This is a genomic window from Brachybacterium horti, assembly GCF_054777615.1.
Genome location: NZ_BAAHAM010000002.1, coordinates 487,501 through 509,223, shown reverse-complemented (window position 1 = coordinate 509,223; position 21,723 = coordinate 487,501). Strand labels below are relative to the sequence as shown.

Genomic DNA, 21,723 nt, shown 5'->3' with positions numbered 1-21,723 from the left:
CTGCCCGAGGCCCTACGATGCGGGAGTCGGGGCAGCGTCGCCCCGCGACCCACCACCCGCCGTGGATCCGGCGACCCAAGGAGCAGTGCACGTTGTCCTCGTCCTCCTCTCAGCGCGAGACCGCCCGTCCCACCAGCCTCACCCCCCAGGAGATCACCGCCCAGGTCAGGGCCTGGGTCACCGAGGCAGCGGCGCGGCCCGTGCCCTCCTCCTCGGAGCTCCTCACGGGGCTGCTGCGGGACCCGAAGGGCCTGGACTTCACGCTCGCCTTCGTGGACCGGGTGATCCGACCCGAGGATCCCCGCGCCGCCGCCGTGGAGCTGCGGCGCCTCGCCCAGGACCCGCCGCGCTTCCTGCCCGCGCCGCTGCGGCGCGTTCTCGGCCTCGGCGGTGCGGCCTCGCGGCTCGCCCCGCAGCTCGTGGTCCCCACCGCGCAGCGGGTCATGCGCCAGATGGTCTCCCATCTCATCCTCGACGCCCGGCCCGCCCCGCTCACCGCCTCGATCGCCCGCCTCACCGCGGACGGCACCACGCTGAACATCAACCTCCTCGGCGAGGCCGTCCTCGGCGCCCAGGAGGCCGCGCGCCGGCTCGCCGGGGTGCACGAGCTCGTCGCCCGCCCCGACGTGGACTACGTGTCCATCAAGGTCTCCTCGATCGTCGACCACCTGCCCCTGTGGGCCGCCGCGGAGACCGTCGACCACATCGTCGAGACGCTGCTCCCGCTGTACCTCGAGTCCGCCCGCTCCGAGCACCCCACCTTCCTCAACATGGACATGGAGGAGTACCGCGACCTCGAGCTGACCCTGCAGGTCTTCGAGAAGCTCCTGGACCGGCCCGAGCTCGCCCACCTCCCCGCCGGGATCGTCCTCCAGGCCTACCTGCCGGACGCCCCTCGCGCCATGGAGCGGCTGCGCGTCTTCGCCCGCCGCCGGGTCGCCGCCGGGGGCGAGCCGATCAAGGTGCGCCTGGTCAAGGGCGCCAACCTCGCCTTGGAGAAGGTCGAGGCCTCGCTCCACGGCTGGCAGCAGGCTCCCCTGCTGACCAAGGAGGAGACCGACGCCCAGTACGTGCGGATGCTGCTGGACTGCCTGCGCCCCGAGGAGCTGGCGGCGGTGCGGCTCGGGGTCGCCGGCCACAACCTCTTCGACATCGCACTGGCCCACCTGCTCATGACCGAGCGCGGCATTCCCGGCGGCGGCGAGGGCGGAGTCGAGTTCGAGATGCTCGCGGGCATGGCCCCCGGCCACCAGGCCGTCGTCGGCGAGGCGGTGGGCAGCATGCGGCTGTACGTCCCCGTCGTCCACCCCCAGCACTTCGACGTCGCCGTCTCCTACCTCGTGCGCCGGCTCGAGGAGAACGCCTCCCCCGAGAACTTCATGTCCGCCCTGGTCGAGCTGGACCGCTCCGAGGAGCTCTACGCGCGCGAGGAGGAGCGCTTCTCCCGTTCGCTCGAGCGGGCGCTGCGCGAGGTCTCCGCCGAGACCCACCGCACCCAGGACCGGCGTGAGGAGCCGCTCGACGGCGGCCCCGAGCTGGGCGACCCCGCCCTGCCCACGGTACCGGGACGCTTCCGCAACACCCCGGACACCGACGTCTCCGTGCGCGCCAACCACCTGTGGGCCGGCCAGATCACCCACCGGATCCGCTGCTCGACCCTCGGAGCGGACGAGGCCGAGGCGGCGCGCGTGAGCACCCGCGAGGGAGTCGATGCGGCGATCACCGCCGCGCTCGAGGCGCAGAGGGGCTGGGCCGCGCTCGGCACCGAGAAGCGGGCGCTGCTGCTGCGGCGGGCCGCCCGCGTGCTCGCCGCCCACCGCGCCGAGCTGCTCGAGGTGATGGCCTCGGAGACCGGCAAGACCCTCGCCCAGGGCGACGCGGAGGTGAGCGAGGCGATCGACTTCGCGCTCTACTACGCCGAGCAGGCGGAGCGCCTCGAGCGCCACGGCGAGCTGTCCCTCACCCCGCGCCCGCTGACCCTCGTCACCCCGCCCTGGAACTTCCCGCTCGCGATCCCGACCGGCGGCGCCCTCGCCGCGCTCGTCACCGGCAGCGCCGTCATCATGAAGCCGGCCCCGCAGGCCCGGCGCACCGGCGCCCTGATCGGGGCGCTGCTCCACCAGGCCGGGATCCCCGAGCACGTGCTCACCCTGATCGACGTCCCCGAGGACGAGGTGGGTCGCGCGCTCATCACCGATCCCCGGATCGACCAGCTGATCCTCACCGGCGCCTACGAGACCGCGAGCCTGTTCTCCTCGTGGCGCCCGTCGCTGCGGGTGCTCGCGGAGACGAGCGGCAAGAACGCGATCATCGTGACGCCGCAGGCGGATCTCGACCTCGCGGCGAAGGACGTCGCCGATTCCGCCTTCGGGCACGCGGGGCAGAAGTGCTCCGCGGCGAGCCTCGTCATCACCGTCGGCTCGGTCTCCCGCTCGCGGCGCTTCAACGCGCAGCTCGCCGACGCCGTGCTCTCCCTGCACGTGGGCGAGCCGCTCGACCCCACCGTGCAGATGGGCCCGATCATCGAGCCGCCCGGCGAGAAGCTGCTCTCGGGACTCACCGAGCTCGGCGAGGGCGAGTCCTGGCTCGCGGAGCCGCGGCAGCTGGACGACTCCGGCCGGCTCTGGTCCCCGGGCGTGCGCGTCGGCGTGCGCGAGGGCTCCGCCTTCCACCTCACGGAGTACTTCGGACCCGTGCTGGGCGTCATCCACGCCGACACCCTCGAGGACGCCGTCCGCATCCAGAACGGCACCGACTACGGCCTCACCGCCGGCCTGCACTCGCTGGACCCGGCGGAGATCGCCTGGTGGACCGAGCACGTCGAGGCCGGGAACCTCTACATCAACCGCGGCATCACGGGCGCGATCGTGCAGCGCCAGCCCTTCGGCGGCTGGAAGCGCTCGGCGATCGGACAGACCTCCAAGGCCGGCGGGCCGCACTACCTCGTCCACCTCCAGGACCTCGCCGACTCCCCCGCCGTGCCCTCCCGGGAGCAGGACCCGGCGGCGTGGCTCGAGGCGGCGAAGGCCTCGGACCGCGATCACCTCGCCGGGCTGCTCGCCCCGCGGGACGTGCAGGACCTCCATGGGGAGATCAACGTGCTGCGTCACCTGCCGCTGCCCGTGCTCGTGCGCGGAGCCGCGGGGACGAGCGCCGCGGAGCTCGAGCGGGTGCTGCACGCGGCCGCGACGGCGGGCGCCCCGGTCGAGGTCTCCCTCGCGGACCCGGCGCTGCTCGCCGTCGCCGTCGCCGCCGGGCAGGACCCCGGGGCGGTGCGCGTCGAGGACGCGGCCGCGTTCGCGGGCCGGGTCGCCGGCCTCGACCAGCACCGGGTGCGGGTCATCGGTGAGGTCGACGACGCGCTGCGCGCTGCGCACGCCGAGCGGGTCGAGGTGGCCCTGTTCACCGGCCCCGTGCTCGCGAGCGGCCGGGTCGAGCTGCTGACCTTCCTGCGCGAGCAGGCGATCAGCGCGACGGCCCACCGTTACGGCAACCCGCTGCCGCATCCGCTGGACCTCACGGGCGGCCGGGGCTGGGAGCGTGGCGAGCTGTAGCCGCGCCCGTCCTCGGCTCCGCCGCGGGCGACCGCGAGCAGGCGGTGGAGCTGCTCGATCTGCGTCGATCCGGGGAGGCCGCCGCACCCGGCCTCCCCTCGCCCGGCGGGATCGGGTGGCCCCAGGTCGACCGGGACGACCGGGACGACCGGGACGACGACCGCGGCACCGTCCCCGTCGCGACCCGGAGACCGACCCGGTCACCGGCTCCCGGAAGACGGACAGGGGCCCGCACCTGCTCGACCAGGCAGGTGTCGCGCGGATCCTCGCCCTCGCCACGTCGCACCGGCGGGCCTTGCGTCACCTGAGGTGCCCGGTCCCGGACCCGGCCGGTGCCGAGCCCAGGGAGGTGACGCCGGAACCTCCCGGGTCGGCGCGAGCGCTCCTACGCTCGTGGGATGAGCCTGCAGTCCGATGTCCGCGACTTCCTCACCTCCCGCCGCGCCCACCTCACCCCGGACCGGGCCGGTCTGCCCGCGTACGGCGGCCATCGGCGGGTACCCGGGCTGCGCCGTGAGGAGGTCGCAATGCTCGCGGGTATGAGCGTGGACTACTACATCCGCCTCGAGCGGGGGAACCTCTCGGGTGCCTCCGGCTCGGTGCTCGAGGCGCTCGCCCACGCGCTGCAGCTCGACGAGGCGGAGCACGAGCACCTGCTGGACCTCGCACGGCGTGCCGGCGCCGGCACCCGCCCACCCCGCTCGACCTCTCCGCGCGTTGCGTGCCCGCGGTGGTCCAGCACGTACTCGACGCGATCACCGACGCCCCTGCGTGGGTGCGCAACGCCCGACACGACGTGCTCGCGGCGAACGCGCTGGGGCATGCCCTGTACGCGCCGCTCATGGAGAGCCCCGTCCGGCCCCTGAACACGGCGCGCTTCCTGTTCCTGGACCCCGCCTCCCGCACGTTCTTCCGGGACTGGGAGCGCTCCGCGGACGACGTCACCGGCATGCTCCGCATCGAGGCGGGGCGCCACCCCGGCAACCGGGACCTCAGCGACCTGATCGGCGAGCTCTCCACGCGCAGCACGGAGTTCTCGGTGCGCTGGGCGCGGCACGACGTCCGCTTCCACCGGGCGGGCTCCAAGCGCCTGCACCATCCGGTGGTCGGCGACCTGGACCTGGACTACCTCGCGATGGATCTCGCGGAGCAGGACGATCTGCGGCTCCTGGTCTACACCGCGGCGCCGGGATCGCCCTCCGCGGACGGCCTGCGCATGCTCGCGGCGTGGGCCGCCCGCGGTCCGGAGACCGCAGGCGGCCCGACGGCGGGGGCTCAGGCCTCCGGGGCCTCGGGGATCACCACGTCGAAGTAGGCGTCGCTCGGGGTCTCGGGGTCGGGGCCCCCGCGCACGCCGGTCTCGAGGGCGTCGAGGCGGGAGAGCTCCTGCTCGTCGAGCTCGATCCGGAACGCCTCGAGGTTCTCGCGGATCCGCGAGGGCGTGACGGACTTGGGGATCGCCGAGCGTCCCTGCTGGAGATGCCAGCGGAGCATGACCTGCGCCGGCGTCGCCCCGTGCGCGGCGGCGATCTCCCCGATGGTGGGATCGGCGAGCACGCTGCGGCGGTCCACGCCCCAGCCCGGGTAGAAGGTGATGCCGCCGATCGGCGACCAGGCCTGGGTGAGCACGCCGTGCTCGGCGTCCTTCGCCTGCACCTCCGCCTGCTGGAAGTAGGGGTGCAGCTCGATCTGGTTGACGGACGGGACGACGGCGGCCTGCTCGAGCAGGGCGTCGAGGTGCCCGGGCATGAAGTTGCTGACGCCGATCGCGCGCACCTTCCCGTCCGCGAGCAGCGTCTCGAGCGCCCGGTACGCCTCGCGGGTGCGCTCGAAACGGGTGGGGATCGGCTGGTGGAGGATCAGCAGGTCGAGGGTCTCGACGCCGAGCTTGCCCGTCGCCTTGTCGAAGGCGTGGAGGGTCTCGTCGTCGCCGTAGTCGCTCACCCACACCTTGGTCTCGAGGAACACGTCCTCGCGGTCCACGCCCGAGCGGCGCAGGCCCTCGCCCACCTCGCGCTCGTTGCCGTAGGCGGCGGCAGTGTCGATGTGGCGGTAGCCGGCGCGCAGCGCCGTGTCGACCGCGGCGGCGGTCTCCTCGGGCGGGCTGTGGCTTCGTTCGCTTGGTGGCGGGGTTTTTGCAGCGCTCCGTGGCGGTCTTGTTGCCGCGATCACGCAGGACTGGCTGCAGGTAGGTGTCGCGGTCTGAACCGAGAGGGGTGCGCCCGGTCGGGGCCGTTTGGATCGCTGCCGCTACGTCAGAGTCCGAAGGCTCCGCCGCTGACGAGGATCACGATGCCGAGGCCGATGAGAACGATGGGGAAGAGGATGTGCTCCCAGCGTTCGAGCACTTCGGCGATCGGGGGGCGGGTGGCGACGAACTTTGCCAGGGCCACCAGGACCGCGACGAGCGCGAGGAAGACGATGCAGTAGGCGACTGCTGCGAGAGGTTCCACGCTGAGGAAGACAGGGGTGTAGACGCCGATGTTGTCGCCGCCGTTGGCAAGGGTGACGCCTGCGACGGTCCACACGCCGACCTTCTTGCCGGCAACCTTGGCCTCGTCGTCATCGTCGTCATCGTCTCCGCGCCAGGCCTGCCATGCGGCCCAGAGGCCGAGGCCCAGAGGGATGAGACCGAAGTACGGGATGGCTGCCGAGGGCAGGAATGCTCCGGCGCCGATGGTCACCAGGACCGCGGCACCGAGGATGCCGGCGAATCCGAGGTACTGGCCGGCCAGAATGCGGGCGGTAGTGCCGCGCTGGCCTGCCCCTCGCGCGAAGAAGAGGGAGAGCACGATGATGTCGTCGATGTTGGTCGCTGCGAACAGGCCCATCGCCTGCAAGACCGAGGTGAGGATCATGCGCCCTCCCCAGCTGCGTCGCATCCGGGAAGCGAGCAGGCGGGATCGATGCACGGGGCGTCTTCGTCCACTGCCAGGGTGGCATCGACCAGTGCCGTCAGCGCCTGCGCCAGGTGCGAATCGGCGATCTCATATCGTGTCCGACGACCCTCGGGCTCGGAGACGACGATCCCGCAATCGCGCAGGCATGCCAGGTGGTTGGACACGTTCGGGCGTGTCAGGTCCAGATCTCGGGCCAGTTCCGCCGGGTAAGCGGGATGGTCGAGCAGGGTCAAGATGATCCGGGATCGAGTGGGGTCGGCCAGTGCACGACCCAGGCGGTTCATCACGTCGAGACGCGAAGCAATAGTCAGCATGGACTGAACTATACAGCGCGCACTGAACACTCGGTCACAGGCGTCAGCCCAGATCGCATGCCCGTAAGGGGAACCCTCACCGGACACCACCGCTACTGATCGAGAGGAACGACGGCACGCCTGGCGGGCTGTCCCGTAAGACCCGTCCGGTGAACTGTCCGGTGAAGGGAGGCTATATGACACACTGGGGAGCATGTCCCCCTTGAAGGTCGGCTATGCCCGAGTCTCCACCGACGAGCAGGACCTGACCGCGCAGCGTGACGGACTCGCGGCGTTCGGCGTCGATCCCAAGCGCATCTACGTCGATCACGGGCTCACGGGCCGCAACGCCGACCGTGAGGGCCTGCGGCAGGCGCTGGCTGCCTGTCGGGACGGCGATACGTTCGTGGTCACCAAGCTCGATCGGCTGGCGCGTTCAGTCCGTGATGCCCACCAGATCGCCGACGACCTCGCGGCGCGGGAAGTGAAGCTGAGCATCGCCGGATCGGTGTACGACCCGACCGACCCGATGGGGAAACTGTTGTTCAACGTGCTGGCGATGGTCGCCGAGTTCGAAGCCGACCTCATCCGTGCCCGCACCCGCGAGGGGATGAAGGTCGCCAAGGCCAAGGGCCGGCTGCGCGGGAAGTCACCGAAACTCACCCCCCGGCAAGAAGCTCACCTCGTCCAGCTACATGCTGCCGACGAGCACACCGTGGGCGAGCTGGCCGAGCTGTTCAGCGTGGGCCGCTCCACGGTCTACCGCGCCCTTCAGCGCGCCGAGCGCGGGCGCGAGAACGTCGTGCAGTAGGTGCGTCGTGGACGCTCGAGCGCGGTGGCGAATCCTCAGGCTCCACGTCGAGGACCAGGTGCCCCTCGCGCGCTTAGCTCGCGAGACCGATGTAGGGCTGCGGACCCTGGAGCGCTGGCACGCCCGCTACCGCGCCGACGGCTACGCCGGACCGGAGACAGCCTCACGGGCGGACGCCGGCTCCCGCCGCCTTCCGCCCGACCTCGTCGACCTGATCGAGGGCCTGGCACTGAGCAAGCCGCGGCCGGCCATCGCCACGATCCATCGCAAAGTCACGGGCATCTGCGCCGCCCGGAGGTGGCCGGTCCCCTCCTACTCGGTGGTGTGGGACATCGTGCGGACCCTGGATCCCGGCATGGTCACCCTCGCCCTGGAGGGCGCAGCGTCCTACCGCGACAAGCACGAGCTGGTGCTACGCCGGCAAGCAGAGCTGCCCAACGCGATGTGGCAATCCGATCACACCATGCTCGACATCCTGGTGGTGGGCACCGACGGCAAGCCCGCACGGCCATGGCTAACAACGATCCTCGACGACTGCTCCCGGGCGGTCTGCGGCTACACAGTCTTCGTGGGCGCACCGTCGGCGATGAACACCGCCCTGGCGCTGCGCCAAGCGATCTGGCACAAGACCGACCCGGCCTGGCCGATGTGCGGCCTGCCCGACGTGCTCTACGTCGACCACGGCAGCGACTTCACCAGTGACCAGCTCGCCCACACCGCCGTCGACCTCCACATCCGACTGATCCACTCCACCGTCGCCCGACCCCAGGGACGGGGCAAGATCGAGCGGTTCTTCGGCACCATCAACACCGAGCTACTCGCCACCCTGCCCGGACTCATCACCGAAGGGCACCCCTGGCCGACACCGAAACTGTCCCTGGCCGCCCTCGATAGCGCCCTGGAGGCGTTCGTGGCCACCTACAACGACCGCACGCACAGCGAGCTCGGAACCTCCCCGCGCAGCGCGTGGATCGCCGATGGCTGGCTGCCCCGAATGCCCGAGAGCCTGGAAGACCTCGACAGACTGCTGTTAACCGTCGCCAAGACCCGCGTCGTGCGCCGCGATGGCATCCGCTTCCAGGGCCTGCGCTACGTCTCGCCAACTCTGGCCGGCTACGTCGGACGCTCGGTCGTGATCCGCTACGACCCCCGCGACATCACCGAGATCCGCGTCTTCGATCACGACGAATTCGTCTGCAAGGCCGTCAACCAAGAGCACCACGACCAGAAGGTCAGCCTCAAGGAGATCCAGGCCGCGCGCAACGCCCGCCGCCGGGCGCTGCGAGCCGGCATCAACGAACGCATCGCCCTCGTGGCCGCACCTACCGAGACGCCACGGATCACCGAAGCACCGGCTCCGGCGCCGAGGTCGGCGTTGAAGATCTACAAGGAGGACCTCAGGTGAGCCAGCGCTTCATCGTCACCAAGGAGCACCGCCGCTTCACCGAGTTCGCCGACGCCGTGCGCCGCGGGCACACCATCGGTTTGTGCTTCGGATCAGCCGGCGTAGGAAAGACACTCTCCGCACGCCGCTACGCACACTACGAGAAGGCTCATGACCTGCTGACCTACTGGGGGCCGCGCTCCGACAACGACGCCAAGATCTACGCCGCCTTGAACCGGAGCCGCACCGTGCTCTACACCCCCAGCGTGCTGACCACCCCGCGGACCCTGAAGGACGAGCTGACCCAAGCCATCACCCGCACCAACATGTGCATCGAGCAGCACCTCGTACCTCCCGGCACGGCCACTCCCGAGGCCTGGGGATGGCGACACGGCAGGAACTACGTGGAGCTGATCATCGTCGACGAGGCCGAACGACTGCGTCCCGCCGCGCTGGAACTGCTGCGCGATCGCTACGACCGCGACGGCATCGCCCTGATCCTGATCGGCATGCCCGGCCTGGAGAAGCAGTTCAGCCACTACCCCAGTTCTACAGCCGAGTCGGCTTCGCCCACCAGTACCGGCCCCTGGGACAAGACGAACTGCTGTTCGTCCTCGAGCGACACTGGCGATCCCTCGGCAAGACCCTCGACCCCGACGACTTCACCGACGCCCAAGCCATCGCAGCCATCGCACGGATCACCCGCGGCAACTTCCGGCTCCTCGAACGCCTCTTCCCCCAGATCCAGCGGGTCCTGAAGATCAACGAACTCGACACCATCACCAACGACGTCATCGAAGCCGCACAGAGCACCCTGGTCATCGGTGTCACCTGACCCCGCCACGAAGCGACCGAAGAACCCCGCCATTCAGCAGACGAAGTCACACCGTCAGCCGCGGTCTTCTTCCCACTCCCGTGGGTCTCGAGCCACTGTCGCAGCGTGCCTCGGACGATCCCGAGGTCCTCCGCGATACCGCGGAGCGTCGCTCCCGGTGTCGACTCGTACAGGTCAACCGCCTGCTGGCGAAACTCTTCGGAGTAGTTCTTCCTGGCCATGGTTCATGATCTCGCTTCCCCAGCAGATGCTGGAATCAGCGTGTCCACGAACAAGGGTCAGGCCCCCACCACCACCGGCGAGTTTTCTCAACGCCACCCTGAACCGGCCCAACCACACAGCGAGGATTCAGCCTCCGTGCCGCCACAGCTACCGGCGAGATGAGGTCGGCGCGGCGTGCTCCGGTCACTGCCAGGACGATGGCGGCGATAGTGAGCACGGCGGCGGTGCCGGTGAAAACACCGCGCCGAGACCGACTACACTGAAGGCCAGCAGCAAGGGTGCCCGATGCAGAACAGGCGCACTGCTGCACCAGTACCGAGGACCAGGCGTCCCCGGCGCTCCGGCCCGGGCCTCGGATTGGGCCAGTGGATACGAGGGATCTCAGGCGCAGCAGGACGTCGGCATCTGGTTGCGGAAGAGGCCGGCGACGATGCGCAGACTCTCCGCCATGGTCAGGTACGGCGCCCAGGTGTCGGCCAGATCATCAACGGTCATGCCGGCCTTGATGGCGTAGGTGGCCGCCAGCATGATCTCCCCGGCGCCGTCGGCCAGAGCGTGCACGCCCAGCACCTTGCCGGTCGTGGCGTCAACTACGAGCTTCACCGCGCCCCTGGTGTCGTGCTGGACCAACGCCCGAGGGACGTCGGATAGGCCCAGGACCCGGCAGTCGCACACGTACCCGCGGGCGAGGGCCTCGTCCTCTGTCAGCCCTGCCGAGGCCAGCTGGGGCCTGGTGAACACGACCGCAGGCAGACCGGTGTAGTCCACGCGTGCGGGCGTGGCCCGACCGTCGTCGGCAAGTGCGTTGAGCGCGGCGGCCCGACCGCCGGCGGCGGCTACGTAGACGTACTGAGGAGCCCCCGAGACGTCACCGGCGGCGTAGATGCGCGGGTTGGAGGTGCGCTGGGACTCGTCGACCACGACGAAGCCCCGCTCGTCCACGTCCACCGCGGCAGCGGCCAGGTCCAGGCCGTCGGTGCGCGCGAAGCGCCCGGTGGCCACCAACAGCCGTGCTCCGCGGACCTGCGCGCCGGAGGCGGTGCTCACCACGACGTCCTGTCCATGAGGACCGATGCCGGTGGCCACCGCGGTCGCGTGCTCCTCGACCACCGTGATGCCATCGTCGGCGAAAACCTCCCGAAGCCCCTGGGCCAGCTCCGGCTCGGCGTGGGGCGCCAGACGCCCGACCACCGACACCCGGGCACCGAGGTGGGCGAACAGCTGGGCCTGCTCCATCCCGACATAGCCGCCACCGATGACGACCAGGGACTTGGGCAGCTCGGTGAGCTCCATCGCCGTGGTCGAGGTCAGCCAGTCCACGGACTCAAGGCCGGCCACGTCCGGGACGGCGGGGGTGGAGCCGGTGGCGATCAGGTAGGCCCGGGCCCGCAGCACCGCGCCGTCGACGGCCATGGTGTCCTTGTTCAGGAAGGCGGCCTGGCCCGAGCGGACCTCGAAGCCGTAGGCGGCGGCTACGTCGGCGTACTTCGCCTCGCGCAGGCTCTCGATCAGGCCATCCTTCTGCGCCACTAGGGCGCCCAGATCCACCGGTCCGGCTGACGTCGGGACGCCTGCGAAGGGGTTGGTCAGCGCGGCGTGCCGCGCTCCGGCGGCCGCCAGCAGCGTCTTGGACGGCACACAGCCGATGTTCACGCACGTGCCGCCGAGGACGCCGCGTTCGATCAACACCACACTCTTGCCGGCCTGGCTGGCCACGATCGCCGCCGACATGGCCGCGCCTCCTGACCCGATCACGGCCAAATCGACGTCGTAGTCCTCACCCATATCGCACATCTCCTTTGCGTTGCACGTCTCCAGTGACCAGAATGGACCTTCCAGTGCAGGGAAAGGTCAAGATGAACGTGGAAGCCGTTCGAGCAAGGAGGCGCCGTGCGGATTGGTGAGCTGGCCGAGGCCAGCGGCACCACAACCAAGACGCTGCGCTTCTACGAAGAAGCCGGGCTGCTGCCCGCACCGGACCGAACCGCCAACGGCTACCGCGACTACGCCGCTGAAGCCCTGGCGCGCCTGGGCTTCATCCGCCGCAGCCGCACCGCTGGGTTCACTCTGGCCCAAATCCGCGAGGTCCTCGACATCCGCGACGCCGGGGTCGCACCCTGCCGGCACGTGCAAGATCTGCTCGAGACCCGCCTGGACGACCTGGACCGCCAAATCGCCGACCTACAGGCACTGCGACACACCGTCGCCCAACTCAGCGACGCTGCCGCCACGGTCGACCCGACCAACTGCGACGCCACGACCATCTGCCGCTACCTGTGATCCGCACGGTCCCGAACCTGGCTGGCGCAGTGCCCACCGCTTGGTGCCGAACAGCGTCCCGGGGACCGATCGACCCGGCCCCGCTGGCCATCGCTCGTCAGTGAGACCGCCACGAAGCGACCGAAGAACCCCGCCAATTAGCGGACGGAGTCACAGGCGGGCTCTGGAAGACGCCCAGTCCGATCGGCGGCATGGACACGCCGTTGTTCAGGACGAGATCGGGGATCGGTGCGGTCATGTGCTGCTCCTTCGTCGGTGGTCGGATCCCATCCGACCAGCATCGCAGAGCGCGTGGGAGTCCCTGTCGTTCCGGGGAACGGCAGTACCTCTCACGCGCGGGGCTGGGCATGCGGCCGGCCCCGGTCCTCGAGGGGACCGGGGCCGGCTGATCAGCAGCAGGGGGAGGCGGAGGGGGTCAGCCCTCGGTGCCGACGCGGGTGCCCACGTGGGCGCCCTCGGGGACGGTGCCGCCCTCCTCGCCGAGCACGGCCGCACCCACCACGGAGACGTCGGCGCCGAAGGTCCAGTCGCCCTGCACGTCGAGGCTCGTCGCCTCCTTGAGGGAGGGGACGCCCTGCGGGAAGCGCAGCTCGAAGTCGCCGATGAGCTTGTACGGCTCGGAGGTCAGCGACACCCCGGGGACCCTGTCGACCTTCTGCACGAGCGCGCGGCGCTCGTCGAGGTCGTAGACGTCCGAGCGGACGAGCAGCAGGTCGCTCGTCGCCTTCACGGGCAGGAAGCGGTCGCGGCCCACGACGATCGCGGTCGCCCCGTCGAACACCTCGATCGCGGCGCCCATCGCGGACTCGATCTGGTAGACGGGCGTCGAGGTCTTGTCGCCGGGGTCGACCGTCTTCTCGTTGCGGATGAGCGGGAGGCCCATGACGCCGTCGCGCTCCTTGAGGATCGCGTCGAGCTTCTCGAGGTCCCACCACAGGTTGTTGGTGTGGAAGAACGGGTGACGGTGCTCGTCGGTGAAGTAGTCCATCTCCTCCGGCGGGGTCTGCGCGGTGTCGCGCAGGATGAGCCGGCCGTCGGAGCGGCGCACGGCGAGGTGGCCGCCCTTGCGGTCCGCGGGGGTGCGGCGGCACAGCTCGGCGGCGTAGGGGGCGCCGGTCGAGGCGAACCAGCCGGCGAGGACGGGGCTCGGGACGGTGCCGAGGTTGTCGGAGTTGGAGACGGAGGCGTACGTGAAGCCGGCGTCGAGCAGCTGCTGGAGCAGGCCGGAGGTCTGCAGGGCGGTGTAGATGTCGCCGTGGCCGGGCGGGCACCACTCGAGATCGGGATCGGCGTCCCAGGTGACGGGCTGGAGGCCGTCCACCGTCAGCTTGGGCTCCATGTTCTGCAGGAAGTCCAACGGCAGGTCGCCCACGGGGAGGTCGGGGTGCTTCGCGAGCACCTCGAGGGTGTCCTCGCGGGTGCGGAAGGAGTTCATGAACACGAGCGGCAGGCGGGAGCCGGTGGCGCGGCGGGCGGCGAGGACCTGCTCGACGATGAGGTCGAGGAAGCTCTTCCCGTCCCGCACGGGCAGCAGGGACTTCGCGCGGTCCATGCCCATCGAGGTGCCGAGGCCGCCGTTGAGGTTGATGACGACGAGCTGGTCGAAGGCGCTCTTCGCCTGCGCCGGGTCGATGGTCACGTCCTCGAGGCGGGGCGGGTCGAGGTAGGGCTCGATGGTGTCCTCGGGGATGGACCCGGTGACGCCCTCCTCGAGCTGACCGTAGTAGTGGGAGAAGACGTCGATCGCCGTCTGCGCCACGCCGGCGTCGGCCATCTTCCGCTGTGCGGCCTGGAGTCCTTCGTTGCTCATGTGCACCAGCGTATCCGGAGGGGGCCCGCTCCTCCTCCCCCGACCCGCGCCCGGTGCTCGACTGGTCGCGGAGCCGGGCGGGAGTCCTCCCGCGGCCGCTGCTCGAGGAGGAGCGATGACCGCCACCGATCCGGCCCCCGCCTCAGCCGGCCTCCCGCCCCTCGTGGAGGGGGCAGCGGGGTCGAGATCGGGGGTCCGACCCCCGCGCGGATGATCCTCACGCGCGACGGCCCGTGCGAGGCCGGGCACACGCGCGACGGCCCGTGCGAGGCCGGGCAGCCTCCCGCACAGGAGCCGGTGAGGACCTGGGCAGGTCCCGGGGAGGAGCTGGGGAGCTCCTGCGCGGCCAGGGGCGCCCGGCGGCTCCGCCCTCCCCTAGAATCGGTCCCCATGAGCACAGTCCTGTCCGCGGTCGCCTGGCCGTACGCCAACGGTCCCCGCCACATCGGCCACGTCGCCGGCTTCGGCGTCCCCTCCGACGTCTTCTCGCGCTACATGCGGATGGCCGGCCACGACGTGCTCATGGTCTCCGGCACGGACGAGCACGGGACCCCGATCCTCGTCGCGGCGGACGCCGAGGGCGTCACCGCCCGCGAGCTCGCGGACCGCAACAACCGGGTGATCGTCGAGGACCTCGTCGCCCTGGGCCTGTCCTACGACCTCTTCACCCGCACCACGACCCGGAACCACTACCAGGTGGTCCAGGACATGTTCGTGAGCGTGCGGGACAACGGCTACATGATCGAGCAGACGGGCCACGGCGCGATCTCGCCGTCGACCGGTCGCACGCTGCCGGACCGCTACATCGAGGGCACCTGCCCGATCTGCGGGGCGCCGGGCGCGCGCGGCGACCAGTGCGACACCTGCGGCAACCAGCTCGACCCGACGGACCTCATCGACCCCGTCTCCCGCATCAACGGCGAGACCCCGGAGTTCGTGGAGACCACGCACTGGTACCTCGACCTGCCCGCCCTCGCCGGCGAGCTGGGCCGCTGGCTCGACGAGCGGGAGGCGACCGGGCTGTGGCGCCCCAACGTCATCCGCTTCAGCCAGAACATCCTCAAGGACATCCGCCCCCGCGCGATGACCCGCGACATCGACTGGGGCATCCCGGTCCCGGGCTGGGAGGACCAGCCCACCAAGCGCCTGTACGTGTGGTTCGATGCCGTGATCGGCTACCTCTCCGCCTCCATCGAGTGGGCGCGGCGCAGCGGCGACGCCGACGCGTGGCGGAAGTGGTGGAACGACCCCGAGGCGCTCACCTACTACTTCATGGGCAAGGACAACATCGTCTTCCACTCCCAGATCTGGCCGGCGGAGATGCTCGCCCAGAACGGGAAGGGCGATCGCGGAGGCGAGCCGGGCCGGTTCGGTGAGCTGAACCTGCCCACCGAGGTGGTCTCCTCCGAGTTCCTCACGATGGAGGGCCGGAAGTTCTCGAGCTCGAAGAACATCGTCATCTACGTGCGCGACGTGCTCTCCCGCTACCAGCCCGACGCGCTGCGCTACTTCATCTCCGCCGCCGGCCCCGAGAACCAGGACGCGGACTTCACGTGGTCCGAGTTCGTCTCCCGCACGAACAACGAGCTCGTCGCCGGCTGGGGCAACCTCGTGAACCGCACCGCGGCGATGATCGCCAAGAACGTGGGCGAGATCCCGGAGGCCGGAGAGCTCGAGGAGATCGACCGCGCTCTGCTCGAGCAGATCGAGGCGGGCTTCGAGACGGTGGGCTCGCTCATCGCCGCGCACCGCCAGCGGGCCGCGATCGCCGAGGCCATGCGCCTGGTGGGCGAGGCGAACCGCTACGTCTCCGAGACGGAGCCCTTCAAGCTCAAGGCCGAGGAGCAGCGCCCGCGCCTGCTCACGGTCCTGCACGTGCTCGCTCAGGCCGTCACGGACCTCAACACGATGCTCGCGCCGTTCCTGCCCTTCTCCGCGAATGCGGTGGAGAAGGCACTGGGCGGGGAGCTGGAGATCGCGCCGCTGCCGCAGCTGCAGGAGGTCGAGGATCTCGACGGCGGTCCCGCGTACCCGATCATCACGGGCGACTACACGGGCGTCCCCGCATGGGGGCACCGCGAGGTCGTCACCGGCCGGCCGGTCGCGAAGCCCACGCCGATCTTCACGAAGCTCGACCCGAAGATCGTGGACGAGGAGCTGGACCGGCTCGGCACCGACTGACAGGTCACCCGGCTTCTCCTGGACCTCCGACGGCTCCTTGCTCTCACTTTCTGAGAAACGGTGAGCAAGGAGCCGTCGTGGTTGAACTTCCCCCGCTCGCGGTCCCCCCTCCCGCTCCCGCTCCCGGCGGATCTCGCGACCGACGTCGCCGACGCCGAGGCGGCGCTTGTCGGCCTGGACCGCGAGACCGCGGCCGCGCTCGCCCTCGCCGTCCGCCTCGACCTCACGGCGGTGCCTGGACATCCACCGCGCCCTGCTGGGCGACGACGCCGTCCACGGCCAGGACGCCGGCCGCCTACGCGAGCAGCTCGTCTGGGTGGGACGCAGGGCGAGCTCACCGGTCGGGGCGGGCTTCGTCGCCCCCGAGGCCGAGGACGTGCCCGCGGCGATGGAGGACCTCCTCGACTTCGTCGCCCGCACGGACCTGCCTCCCCTGCTGCACGCGGCCCTCGCCCATGCCCAGTTCGAGACGATCCACCCGTTCACCGACGGCAACGGCCGCACCGGGCGGGCGCTCGTGCACGCCATGCTGCGCGGGACCGGCCTCCTGCGCACCGTGACCGCGCCGGTCTCCGCGGGGCTGCTGCGGGACGTGACCGGCTGCACCGCGGTGGCGACGCCGCCCTCCGCCGCGAGGTCGAGCAGGATCCTCGACTCGCACCGGCCGCGGCGCCGTGGGACGATCGCCCCATGAGCCAGCGATGCGATCAGTGCCGGAGCAAGATCCGCGGGACCCCGCACCGCACCTACACGGGCAGGATCCTCTGCGAACGCTGCAACGACCGCCTCACCGGCGCGACGGCCGGCGCGATCGTGGGCGGCGGCCTCCCGAACATGATCTCCACCGCCGGCTGGTACCAGCGGGCGAAGAAGGCCATGCGCCCGAGGAGCCGCAGCTGAGCCGTCTCCGGGCCCGGACCATCACGTCCTCCCCGAGCTCGCGCGTCCCCTCCTGACGATGACGCACGACGGCCGCGCACCCGGAGGGCTGCGCGGCCGTCGAGGGACCGGGGCGAAGGCTCGGTCAGGAGGTGGGGGTCAGTGCCCGTGGCTCCCTGCGGGCATGTCCTCGGACTCCTCCGGCTTGCGGACGAGCCAGGCGAGGACCACCGGGACCAGCGCGATGAAGGCGGCCACGAGGAACGCCGCGCGCGCGCCCGGGGCGCCGGCCGCGGCGGTCGCCAGGCCGTCCTGCTCCCCCGTGTGGAGGATGCTCGAGTACAGGCCGATGAGCACGGCGACGCCGGCGGCGCCGCCCACCTGCTGCAGCGTGTTCAGCGCGGCGGAGCCGTGCGAGTACAGCCGCGGCACGAGCGAGCCGAGCGAGGCGGAGAACAGCGGCGTGAAGGACATCGCGAGACCCACGCTCATGACCGACTGCACGACCATCAGCACCGGCCACGGGGTCGTCTCCGTGACGGTCGCGTAGTAGAACAGCGATCCCGCGATCATGATCGTGCCGGGCACGAGCAGCGTGCGCGGCCCGCGCGCGTCGTAGATGCGTCCCATGACGGGGCCCAGCAGGCCCATGAGGATCGAGCCCGGCATGAGGATCAGCCCGGACAGCAGCGCGTCGAGACCGGCGACGTTCTGCAGGTACTGCGGCAGCAGGGTCAGCGTGCCGAACATGGCCATCGCGATGACCGCCATGATCACGACGGAGATCGTGAAGTTCCGCGAGAGGAACACGCGCAGGTCCAGGAGGGCCGCGTCCTTGCGCTGCAGGGTGAGCTGGCGCCAGGCGAAGCCCCCGAGGATCACGATGCCGAGGGCCAGCAGGATCCCGCCGGAGGTCTGCGCCGTGGTGCCCGGGATGACCCCGGTGGCGGAGCCCTCCGCGGAGTGGGAGCCGAACAGGCTCAGGCCGTAGACGATGCCGCCGAAGCCGCCGGCGGAGAGCACGATGGAGAGCACGTCGATCGGGGCCTTCGTGGTCTCGCCGAGGTTCGTCATCCACTTCGCGCCGAGCAGCAGGGCGATGATCGCGATCGGGAGCACGATGCCGAACAGCCAGCGCCAGCCGAGCGTGTCCAGCACGAGGCCGGAGAGCGAGGGGCCGATCGCCGGGGCGAGCGAGATGACCATGCCCACGCGGCCCATCATGCGGCCGCGGATGTGCGCGGGGACGACGTTCATCATGGTCGTCATCAGCAGCGGCATCATGACCCCGGTGCCGACGGCCTGGATGACGCGCCCGCCGAGCAGCATCGGGAAGCCGTTCGCGAGCAGGCTCACGAGGGTGCCCAGCGTGAACGCGCTGATCGCGGCGAGGAACACCTGGCGCGTGGTGAAGCGCACCAGGAGGAAGCCGGTGGTCGGGATGACCACGGCCATCGTGAGCATGAAGGCGCTCGTGAGCCACTGGCCGAGCTCCGGCGGCAGGCCCAGATCCACGTTCAGGTGCGGGATCGCGATGCCCATCGTGGTCTCGTTGAGGATCGCCACGAACGCGGCGACCAGGAGCAGCCAGATGACGCGCATGCCCTGCGGGTCGATCTCCGGCTGCGCGGCGCGCGCGGCGGTGGTGTCGGTGGTGGTCATGCGTCTCCTGCAGGGGAGCGGACGGCCGTCGGTGGGTGACGGCGATTCGAGGCGGACGGGAAGAGGGGCGGCTGCCGAGGAGGAGGCGGGCGCGGGTGCGGCCGGGCGGTCGGCACGACCGCGGCCGGGGACGGCTACGGGAGATCGCAACGACGTCCCGCGGAGGACTATTCCCGGGACGGGGCCTTTCCGCCAGGCTTTTCGTGCACGTCTCCCGCGAGGGTGACCAGCAGGGCGCCGACCGCCGCGCGCCCCGCGCGGTTCGCTCCGATCGTCGACGCGCTCGGACCGTAGCCCAGGAGGTGGATCCGGGGATCCGCGGCGACCGCGGTGCCCTGCATCCGGATGCCGCCCGCGGGGCCGTGGAGGTGGAGGGGGCGAAGATGGCGCAGCTCGTGGCGGAAGCCGGTCGCCCAGAGGATGACGTCGACGTCGCGCCGTCGGCCGTCGGCCTCGAGGACGCCGTCGGGGAGGATCCGCGTGAACATCTCGTGGCGCTGCAGCAGGCCCCGGTCGGCGGCGGCGCGCAGGGCGGGCGTCCAGGCGAGGCCGGTCGCCGAGACGACGCTGCGCACGGGGAGCCCCGCCTCCACCCGCTCGGCGACGCCGGCGACGGCGAGCCGGCCGGCCTCCTCGGTGAAGGGCTCGTCCCGGAAGACGGACTCCCGTCGCGTGTACCAGGTGGTCTCCGCCACCCCTTCGAGGTCCAGCAGGAAGCCGAGCGCGCTGATCCCGCCGCCGACCACCGCGATGCGGAGGCCGGCGAGGTCCGCGGCACGGATGTACTCGGCCGTGTGGAGGGTGCGGCCCCGGAAGTCGCGGGCTCCGGGCACTGCGGGGACGAAAGGACGGGTCCAGGTGCCGGTCGCGTTCAGCAGGGCGCGGGTGCGCAGCGGCGCGGGGGCCGTCCCGCCATCGGTCCGCTCGGCGTGCACGCGCAGCAGCGGCAGTCCGGTCGCCGGGTCAGGGGGTGAGGTGCGGTCGTCCGCGACGCGGGTGACGCGGACGGGGCGCAGGATCGGCAGCGGGTTCCGTCCTTCGAAGCGGGCGAAGTAGTCGGGGACGGCGCGGCTCGCGGGCTCCTCGGGGACGGGCTCGACAGGCGGCATTCCCGGCAGCTCACGGATCCCGTTGACCGTGGCCATGGTCAGCGCGTCCCAGCGGTGGCGCCAGGCGCCGCCCGGGCCCTCCTCGGCATCGAGCACCACGACGGCCGGTCCCCCGGAGGGCGCACCCTCGATCGGTGACGGCGCTCCCGGGGCGTGGGCGCCGCGGCGCAGGAGGTGGTGCACCGCGGAGAGCCCGGCCTGCCCTGCCCCGATCACGACGGCGTCGAGGACGCCGACCGCGTCGGCGACGCGGGACTCGCCCGGGCGGGCGGTGCTGGCGGGAGCGCTCATGACGCGGTCAACCGGCGTCGGCCCGATCGTGTTCCCCGGGGCGACGGGGCTCACGCCGGCCGGCGCGCCGACGGGAGCGCTCAGACGGCGGCGGTCTCGGTCGCGGCGGACGCGGCAGCGGTGACCTCGGGGGCGAGGCGGCGCACCGCGGCGAGCCCCCGCTGCAGATCCGTCCAGAGGTCCTCGAGGTCCTCGAGCCCGGCGCTCAGGCGCACGGTGCCCGGGGTGACGCCGCAGATGCCCCGCTGGGCCTCGGTGAGGTGGGAGTGCGTGGTGGTGCCCGGGTGGCACACGAGCGAGCGGACGTCGCCGATGTTCACGGCGATGGTCCACAGCTCGAGAGCGTCGGTGAAGGCGCGGGCGCCCGCCTCCCCCGCCGGCAGGTCCACGGAGAACACACCCGCGGTCCCGAGCGGGAAGTCGCGCTCGGCGATCGCACGGTCCTCGCGGTGGGGGAGCTGCGGGTGGTTGACGCGGAGCACGCCGGGCTCGGCGTCGAGCCGCTCGGCGAGGGTGCGCGCGGTGCTGCTGATCGCCCGCATGCGCAGGTCGAGGGTCTCGATGCCGAGCAACACCTGCTGGGCGCTCGAGGCGGGCAGGGTCGCCCCGAAGTCGGTCATGTACTTGGCGCGGGCGAAGGCGAGGAGCCCGGAGCGTCCGTGCTCGTACTCGCGGGAGAAGGTCACGCCGAAGCGTGCGTTGCGGGTGGTCAGGCGCGGCCAGCGCTCCGGACATCGGCGCGGGTCGAACCGGCCCGTGTCGACGATCAGCCCGGCGAGCGTGGTGCCGTGCCCTGCGAGGTACTTCGTGGCGGAGTGGACGACGACGTCGGCCCCGTGGTCGCCGGGCCGGTACAGGGCGGGGCTCGCGAGCGTCGAGTCGACGACGACGGGGACGTCCCGCTCGTGGGCGATCCGGGCGATCGCGGGGAGGTCGACGAGCTCGCCCCCGGGGTTGGCGATCGACTCCACGAGCACCGCGCGGGTGTCCTCCTCGATCGCCCCGGCGACGGCGCCCGGGTCCCAAGGGTCCACGACGGTCGTGCGCACACCGAGATCGGCGAGCGTGTCGTCGAGGAACTCGGTGGTGCCTCCGTACAGGCGCTGCGAGGCGACGACGTGGGTGCCGGGGGCGAGCAGCGCGCACAGCGCGATCGTCACCGCCGCCTGGCCGCTCGCCACCGCGATCGCGTCGGTGCCGCCCTCGAGGGCGGAGATCCGCTCCTCGAGCACGGCCGTCGTCGGGTTGCCGGAGCGGGAGTAGGCGTAGCCGTCGCTGCGGCGGGCGAAGAGGTTCTTGAGCGAGTCGTGGTCGGGGTGCGCGTAGGCGCTCGTCGCGTAGATGGGCGGGTTGACGGCGCGGTGCGCGTCCTCGGCTCGCCACCCGGCGTGGATTGCGGCTGTGCTCATGGTGTCCTCCCGTGCGTCGCTGTGGGTCCACCGTGGCGCACGGGAGGGGCAGGGGCGAAGGTTCGTGACGAACTGTGGCGCCACCTGCCGGGGAGGAGCGGGA

The 21,723-nt window shown here is 71.4% G+C and carries 15 protein-coding genes and 3 pseudogenes; 9 read left to right on the top strand and 9 right to left on the bottom strand.

All coding sequences use genetic code 11. The features are described from left to right. Window positions 1-92 precede the first annotated feature (92 nt). Together ACYVAP_RS07530 and ACYVAP_RS07525 are read left to right on the top strand one after the other, a co-directional pair. Window positions 93-3,554: a bifunctional proline dehydrogenase/L-glutamate gamma-semialdehyde dehydrogenase gene (locus ACYVAP_RS07530; RefSeq protein WP_498860185.1), complete on the top strand. Its 3,462-nt coding sequence runs from the start codon at window positions 93-95 to the stop codon at window positions 3,552-3,554. A gap of 398 nt (window positions 3,555-3,952) precedes the next feature. After that, window positions 3,953-4,869 (top strand): annotated as a pseudogene (locus ACYVAP_RS07525) (helix-turn-helix transcriptional regulator). Here ACYVAP_RS07525 and ACYVAP_RS07520 read toward each other — a convergent pair. The 3 genes from ACYVAP_RS07520 to cmtR form a co-directional block, all read right to left on the bottom strand. After that, entirely contained in the window at window positions 4,830-5,726 is an 897-nt protein-coding gene (locus tag ACYVAP_RS07520) for an aldo-keto reductase family protein (RefSeq protein ID WP_498860184.1), read from the bottom strand. The pseudogene ACYVAP_RS07525 and the gene ACYVAP_RS07520 sit on opposite strands and share 40 nt — an antisense overlap. 83 nt (window positions 5,727-5,809) lie before the next feature. Next, window positions 5,810-6,412 carry a cadmium resistance transporter gene (locus tag ACYVAP_RS07515; RefSeq protein ID WP_062949375.1) on the bottom strand — a complete coding sequence of 201 codons (603 nt, stop codon included), beginning with the start codon at window positions 6,410-6,412 and terminating at the stop codon, window positions 5,810-5,812. Then, the gene (gene cmtR / locus ACYVAP_RS07510; RefSeq protein ID WP_006590980.1) at window positions 6,409-6,768 is read right to left on the bottom strand and encodes a Cd(II)/Pb(II)-sensing metalloregulatory transcriptional regulator CmtR; all 360 of its coding nucleotides are present in this window, start codon (window positions 6,766-6,768) and stop codon (window positions 6,409-6,411) included. Before cmtR ends, ACYVAP_RS07515 begins: the two co-directional genes overlap by 4 nt. 193 nt (window positions 6,769-6,961) lie before the next feature. Here cmtR and ACYVAP_RS07505 point away from each other — a divergent pair, with 193 nt between their 5' ends. The 3 genes and pseudogenes from ACYVAP_RS07505 (at window position 6,962) to ACYVAP_RS07495 (ending at window position 9,777) form a co-directional block, all read left to right on the top strand. Further along, complete coding sequence (locus ACYVAP_RS07505; protein WP_006590953.1) at window positions 6,962-7,558, top strand: recombinase family protein; 597 nt, start codon at window positions 6,962-6,964, stop codon at window positions 7,556-7,558. Window positions 7,559-7,565: 7 nt separating this feature from the next. Further along, window positions 7,566-8,963 carry a transposase gene (locus ACYVAP_RS07500; protein WP_498860183.1) on the top strand — a complete coding sequence of 466 codons (1,398 nt, stop codon included), beginning with the start codon at window positions 7,566-7,568 and terminating at the stop codon, window positions 8,961-8,963. Further along, a pseudogene (locus ACYVAP_RS07495) lies at window positions 8,960-9,777 on the top strand (AAA family ATPase). The gene ACYVAP_RS07500 and the pseudogene ACYVAP_RS07495 overlap by 4 nt, the downstream one beginning before the upstream one ends. Before the next feature lie 35 nt (window positions 9,778-9,812). On the opposite strand, the pseudogene ACYVAP_RS07490 reads toward ACYVAP_RS07495, so the two are convergent. Both ACYVAP_RS07490 and merA read right to left on the bottom strand, forming a co-directional pair. After that, window positions 9,813-9,998, bottom strand: a pseudogene (locus tag ACYVAP_RS07490) (transposase); the annotation flags it as partial. Between the two features lie 382 nt (window positions 9,999-10,380). After that, complete coding sequence (gene merA / locus ACYVAP_RS07485; protein ID WP_498860182.1) at window positions 10,381-11,784, bottom strand: NAD(P)/FAD-dependent oxidoreductase; 1,404 nt, start codon at window positions 11,782-11,784, stop codon at window positions 10,381-10,383. A gap of 105 nt (window positions 11,785-11,889) precedes the next feature. On the opposite strand from merA, the gene ACYVAP_RS07480 reads away from it, so the two are divergent. Continuing rightward, complete coding sequence (locus ACYVAP_RS07480; RefSeq protein WP_010552305.1) at window positions 11,890-12,279, top strand: heavy metal-responsive transcriptional regulator; 390 nt, start codon at window positions 11,890-11,892, stop codon at window positions 12,277-12,279. A 415-nt stretch (window positions 12,280-12,694) separates the two neighbouring features. Here ACYVAP_RS07480 and ACYVAP_RS07475 read toward each other — a convergent pair whose 3' ends face one another. Further along, complete coding sequence (locus ACYVAP_RS07475; RefSeq protein WP_498860181.1) at window positions 12,695-14,089, bottom strand: UTP--glucose-1-phosphate uridylyltransferase; 1,395 nt, start codon at window positions 14,087-14,089, stop codon at window positions 12,695-12,697. A gap of 390 nt (window positions 14,090-14,479) precedes the next feature. Here ACYVAP_RS07475 and metG point away from each other — a divergent pair, with 390 nt between their 5' ends. From metG to ACYVAP_RS07460, 3 genes are all read left to right on the top strand, one after another. Continuing rightward, window positions 14,480-16,270 (top strand): methionine--tRNA ligase, encoded by a 1,791-nt coding sequence (gene metG, locus ACYVAP_RS07470; protein WP_498860180.1) that lies wholly within the window; start codon window positions 14,480-14,482, stop codon window positions 16,268-16,270. 166 nt (window positions 16,271-16,436) lie between these two features. Next, window positions 16,437-16,964, top strand: a complete 528-nt coding sequence (locus ACYVAP_RS07465; RefSeq protein ID WP_498860179.1) for a Fic family protein — start codon at window positions 16,437-16,439, stop codon at window positions 16,962-16,964. Continuing rightward, entirely contained in the window at window positions 16,961-17,170 is a 210-nt protein-coding gene (locus tag ACYVAP_RS07460; protein ID WP_498860178.1) for a hypothetical protein, read from the top strand. The genes ACYVAP_RS07465 and ACYVAP_RS07460 overlap by 4 nt, the downstream gene beginning before the upstream one ends. 138 nt (window positions 17,171-17,308) lie before the next feature. On the opposite strand, the gene ACYVAP_RS07455 is transcribed toward ACYVAP_RS07460, so the two are convergent. The 3 genes from ACYVAP_RS07455 to ACYVAP_RS07445 form a co-directional block, all read right to left on the bottom strand. Further along, window positions 17,309-18,811: an MDR family MFS transporter gene (locus tag ACYVAP_RS07455; RefSeq protein WP_498860177.1), complete on the bottom strand. Its 1,503-nt coding sequence runs from the start codon at window positions 18,809-18,811 to the stop codon at window positions 17,309-17,311. Between the two features lie 167 nt (window positions 18,812-18,978). Continuing rightward, the gene (locus ACYVAP_RS07450; protein ID WP_498860176.1) at window positions 18,979-20,211 is read right to left on the bottom strand and encodes an FAD-dependent oxidoreductase; all 1,233 of its coding nucleotides are present in this window, start codon (window positions 20,209-20,211) and stop codon (window positions 18,979-18,981) included. 80 nt (window positions 20,212-20,291) lie between these two features. Beyond that, complete coding sequence (locus ACYVAP_RS07445) at window positions 20,292-21,620, bottom strand: O-acetylhomoserine aminocarboxypropyltransferase/cysteine synthase family protein (RefSeq protein WP_498860175.1); 1,329 nt, start codon at window positions 21,618-21,620, stop codon at window positions 20,292-20,294. Between the last annotated feature and the right edge of the window lie 103 nt (window positions 21,621-21,723).